At 32.1% G+C, this 4946-nt stretch carries 7 protein-coding genes and 1 pseudogene; 4 read left to right on the top strand and 4 right to left on the bottom strand.

What is annotated here, in order from left to right:
- The 4 genes and pseudogenes from FTV34_RS16290 to FTV34_RS16275 all read left to right on the top strand — a co-directional run.
- A pseudogene (locus FTV34_RS16290) lies at positions 1–541 on the top strand (replication initiation protein); the annotation flags it as partial.
- On the top strand, positions 538–810 hold the full coding sequence (locus tag FTV34_RS16285) for a hypothetical protein (protein WP_179991633.1): 273 nt from the start codon (positions 538–540) through the stop codon (positions 808–810). The pseudogene FTV34_RS16290 and the gene FTV34_RS16285, both read left to right, overlap by 4 nt.
- Before the next feature lie 344 nt (positions 811–1154).
- Positions 1155–1898, top strand: a complete 744-nt coding sequence (locus FTV34_RS16280; RefSeq protein WP_179991632.1) for a serine/threonine-protein kinase — start codon at positions 1155–1157, stop codon at positions 1896–1898.
- Entirely contained in the window at positions 1895–2662 is a 768-nt protein-coding gene (locus FTV34_RS16275; protein WP_179991631.1) for a PP2C family serine/threonine-protein phosphatase, read from the top strand. The genes FTV34_RS16280 and FTV34_RS16275 overlap by 4 nt, the downstream gene beginning before the upstream one ends.
- A gap of 68 nt (positions 2663–2730) precedes the next feature.
- On the opposite strand, the gene FTV34_RS16270 is transcribed toward FTV34_RS16275, so the two are convergent.
- From FTV34_RS16270 to FTV34_RS16255, 4 genes are all read right to left on the bottom strand, one after another.
- The gene (locus tag FTV34_RS16270; protein WP_179991630.1) at positions 2731–3048 is read right to left on the bottom strand and encodes a HigA family addiction module antitoxin; all 318 of its coding nucleotides are present in this window, start codon (positions 3046–3048) and stop codon (positions 2731–2733) included.
- A gap of 17 nt (positions 3049–3065) precedes the next feature.
- A complete protein-coding gene (locus FTV34_RS16265) occupies positions 3066–3344 on the bottom strand; it encodes a type II toxin-antitoxin system RelE/ParE family toxin (RefSeq protein WP_179991629.1) in 279 nt (92 codons plus the stop codon).
- 175 nt (positions 3345–3519) lie between these two features.
- Positions 3520–4383, bottom strand: a complete 864-nt coding sequence (locus tag FTV34_RS16260; protein ID WP_179991628.1) for a TIR domain-containing protein — start codon at positions 4381–4383, stop codon at positions 3520–3522.
- A 95-nt stretch (positions 4384–4478) separates the two neighbouring features.
- Positions 4479–4781 (bottom strand): hypothetical protein, encoded by a 303-nt coding sequence (locus FTV34_RS16255; RefSeq protein ID WP_179996678.1) that lies wholly within the window; start codon positions 4779–4781, stop codon positions 4479–4481.
- Positions 4782–4946: the final 165 nt, after the last annotated feature.

Below are 4946 nucleotides of genomic sequence, written 5' to 3'. Positions count from 1 at the left end.
TTATAAAAAGGATGTAGTTCTAAAATTAAAAAAAGACTACTCAATAGACTTTTACCATTTGGCGAAAAAAAATCAGGTAAAAAATGGCTTTGAATTAACGCTAGATGAAATGTTTACAGAATTTGGTTTACCTGAATCTTATAGAGATTTGAGGAACTTAAAACGAAGAGTTTTGAATAGTTCATTAGATGAAATTAATAAATTTACCGATATAACAGTTGACTATAATCCAATTAAAAAAGGGCGTTCAGTAATTGGCTTTAAATTTATAGTAAAAGAAAAACCAAAGCCCAAATTAGTAGAGCGTCAGCGAGATCAAAACACCATAGACATGTTTTTCAATCTATCCGATGCTCAAATTAACAAGTACAGCACTATTTTATCTCAACTCTCTGAACTATCAGACCTAAGTAACTTTCCTGATTATCCTGCTTTTGCCCTTTGGATCGGTGGCATCTTACGAGATCCGAAAAGTGTAAGGGAGGAAACCGCAAAACGAATTTTTAAAGCTCTGCATAGCAAAACGGATTTTAAACCATGAGAACTAAAGTTGAATTAGCCGCAATGAGTTGTGAAGAACTCAAAGACTATGAGCAAAGTTTACTAGCTCTGTGGACACCAAGAATGGCTCTTGAAAGTGACATTGAAAGGTTCTGCACTCAACGCAGAGAATTATTGGAGGTTTTTAATCAATTAAAAAATCCTGATGCTCCTGAACATGAACGTTTAAAAAATTCTATTTTATCGCTCAAATATAAGATTAAAAAATTAGAAGATAAATTGGATAATCTTATTCAAGATAATCGCTGAAATTATATAGATTTAATTATTCAGATTATTTAAGTAAAACTGTGAAACATTGCCTAATATTTAGGCGTAGAACATGAAAAATCAAGTAAAAAACCCCTGTTCACAGTCAGGGGTTTTTCGAAATGGATTATATTGTTGAATTATAAGAAGTAAAAATTAGCATTTCGTATAAGGTGTATTATGTTAATTTTAGAATTTCTTAAAATTAATTGTCTATAACAAAAAAATTTCATTCCAAATATTAATCATAATTTTTATTAATTTATGAGAAAATGCAGAAAATATAGTAAGTAATTTATACCTAATTATTTTTATAAAATTTTAAGTTTGTAGGAGCATAAATTTTGGAAGTTTACAGACACTCAAGTTATGAGTTCCAAGTTGTTGACAAAATTGGAGCTGGAGGATTTGGTGAAGTATACGAAGTGGCATTACCTACATGTGATTTTAGATATGCACTAAAACGATTTGCTCCACAAAAAAATATTGCTGAAGCTTCTCTATTTTCTGAAGGTGAACTATTAGAAAGATTCCGTCAGGAAATGAGATATCAGACAAATTGTACTCACAAAAATATAGTTTCTATTTGTGTAGTCCATCAAGGCGATGCTCCATTTTTTGTAATGGATCTTGCTGATTCTGACTTGAATAAGCTAATTAAAAAAGACCTTCTTTCTAATGAGGAAAAGATTAAAGTTATTCTAGATGTTCTGGATGGTTTGGAATATCTTCATAATAAAGGACTAGTTCATAGAGATATAAAACCAGAAAATATATTACTTTTTAATGGAGTATATAAAATTTCAGATTTTGGACTAATTAAAAATTTAGCTCCTAATGCACATCCTAACGATGTTATGAGTGCAATTGGTCTATGTCTTGGAACAACACGATACATGGCTCCTGAAGTTGAAGAAGCTGCGCATTATTCGCATCTTTCTGACATTTTTGCACTAGGCGTGGTCATGTCACAATTACACATAACAGAGCTAGCTAGCATCGCAAATAAGTGTACTTCCCAAACGGTTAGGTTCCGATATCAATCGATTGCTGAAATCAGAAACGATATTCTAAGAGTGATAAAATGAAAATTACATTAAGTTGCGTTTCATCTTTTTCAGAAGCAAGAGATAAATTTTCGCCTGAAAGAAGTAAACAGAATGAAGATTCACTAATTGTGCCTCTTAAAAAAAGTAATGGCTTTTTATTTGGGGTTGCTGATGGTTTAGGCTCATATCATGGTGCAAAAGAAGCATCCTATTTCGTTTGTAACTATATTGAAAACCTTCAACAAATTAGTCACGAATACTTAGAACATTCTTTAAAAGAAGAACTCAAAATCAATTTTCAAAATTTTATTCAAAGTCAAAATTCTGAATACATTAAGGCCTCTACAACTCTCTCATTTTGTTTTTTAGATGATAGTGGTTTGAGCATTTGGCATATTGGCGATTGTAGAGTTTATATCAAGCAAGATACTAAATTAATTCAACTTACGAATGATCATACTCAATATCAAAAGTTACTTGATAAAAAAATATATAGTAAAAAGGAGTTAAACGAAAAAAAGATAAGTCAAAGTACTTTAACAAATGCGATTTCATCTTTCATTGATTTAGATAATGACTATACATTTATCCCCTATGACTCTTTAAAAGATGAATATGGAGAAGAAATGTCAGTATTTATAATGTCTGATGGTGCATATCATTTTTGGGATCAAAGAAAAAATTTCAGTAAAGTCACAATGAGCGACACTATTAAATTTACTAATGCTCTAAAAAGAAGGATAGAGAATAAAGGTCCAATTGATGATTACACATTAATTGGAACAAAATTTTATTTAAAATAGAATCTCTTATATGAAGTAGAAAAGCCTAACATTAGTTAGGCTTTTCTACTTCATATACAATTAAAATGTTATGCAAATGCCAATAAATCATCATACGGTCTAATAGTCTGTTCGATGGTTTTACCAGCTTTTTCATAGGCAATTTTCAAATCATATTGATGTTGTAAATTAAGCCAACTTTCAGCATCTCCACCAAAGAATCGTGCTAATCGCAAAGCTGTATCAGCAGTAATACCGCGACGTTCTAATACAATATCGTTAATTCGAGCTGCAGTTACACCTAACTTTCTAGCTAGAGCAGTAGAGCTTAAATTTAGTGGGAGCATGTACTCTTCTTTAAGAATTTCACCTGGGTGAACAGCTCTCATACCATTATGATGGATCATACATATACCTCTCAAAATTAATGGTAATCGACTATCTCAACCTCACTGGGTCCATTATCCGTCCAAACAAAACAGATTCGCCATTGATCATTAATACGAATACTGTGTTGCCCTAAACGATCACGTTCTAATTTTTCTAATCGATTACCTGGAGGAGATCTCAAAAAATCTAAAGTTACTGCTGCATCTAGCATCGTCAATTTTCGGGTAGCAACTTTCAAAATAGCTGAAAATTTAGAACTCTTACCCGTTTCAAATAATTGACGCGTATATTCGCACTTAAAACTTTTTATCAATTGAGATGCCCTTCATATAATATATTGTATATCGATATGCATTATATCACAAGGATACTTTGCTGTGGCTTACAAGAAAGCCACACGGGCTTAATACAAAATCTTTTATTGCAACCTAGATTTAGGTACAAATTGAAACATATAAAAAAGAGCGAAAGCTCCTTTTTTATATGTTTCAATTAATTTTTCTATAGTTAATATCATATCCAGCATCACTTAGCATATGAGCCACAGACATACGCCAGTCTTTATAACCATGGTCTGTATATACGACACCATTTACATCTCCTGGCATTTCAATATGACCTTCCTTTTTTACTAAGCAGATTACTTTTTCACGAGTATATAAACCTATTAATAAACCATGCTCAAAAACAACATTTTGCCTAGCTCTTAATTTGTACTCATCCTCCCCAATAGCTTTTCCCTGATCATCAGGTGTGTATAAAACTATCCCAAACCCAATAGAAGGATCTTTTGTGTAACGTTCTAACTTTTCTATGATTGTAAGGCTAGCATCGTGCTGTTCTCTGAGAACTATTGGCTCAATTAATTGAGCTGATAAAAAAGCTTTTACTTCATTTATCAATGCATCATCATGCCCATGGACAATGAATACTTTAGATGGGGTAACCTTCTTTTCTTTACCTAATAAATTAGGAACTTGCTTTTTAGTTCCTTTTGCATATGTTATTAATTCTTCTGTTATTTCTTTTTGTTTAAGAATCGCGGACTCTAAATCATTAGAATAAAAACCGATCATAACAACACTAGATGCCTGATTTTCAGCCCTTCGTTGAGCAGCTTGTTGCTGTTTTAAAACCTCACCAGATATCTCACTAGAAAACATGCGTAAACGTTCAATATGCTCAATAGGAATTGTACGCCCATTTATTAATATAGGGTTCCCAACCTGGTAAGGTTCAGCATATTTACAAATCAAATCTTCTAAATCTGTTAAATCTGATTTGATTTCAACTTTATCCCACGCATTTTTATGATGTTTTTCGCCTAATTCTAAAATCACATGATAATACATATTACTAATGCCATATCTTCATTTATATTTTTTAAATATATAATAAGTTTAAGAAAATTAACTACATATTTAACATAAAATCTCTTATGCGAAATTTAGGTCTTATCCCAAATAAATCCATTAAAAAGATCTTTATCTTTCTGCTTATTTTCTTCGGTCTTATTTTCCGTATTTAAAAATTGCTCAAAATCGGCTAATTGCTGTTTAAACGATTCATCATTTTTTAACTTATTCAGCGCCCAAGCACCCAGTAGAATTTTACGTCTAGTATCATCTTTACGTTGCTGATCAGAAACTTTCTTTTTTTCACGTGCAATGGCAGCTTTTTTCTGTTCTTTTAGCTGTTTTAAACGCTCTTCTTGCTTTGCAATTTTTTGCTCTAAATTATCAACACTCATACCATCACCGTATCAAGGAATCCCCCTCAAGCATAGGTCTGTTTGAATTGAAATTCAAGACATCCCATGCTATCGTGGTTTTCCCGAAGGGCGCACTTAGCCATTGGATTTCATCCAATGGTGCGACAAGGGGTAAATCCCCTTTGTAATCCCCTGACCAACATA

Source organism: Acinetobacter sp. YH16038, assembly GCF_013417275.1.
Classification (GTDB): domain Bacteria; phylum Pseudomonadota; class Gammaproteobacteria; order Pseudomonadales; family Moraxellaceae; genus Acinetobacter.
The sequence above is the reverse complement of the archived record's forward strand: the minus strand, read 5'-3'. Positions and strand labels throughout refer to the sequence as shown.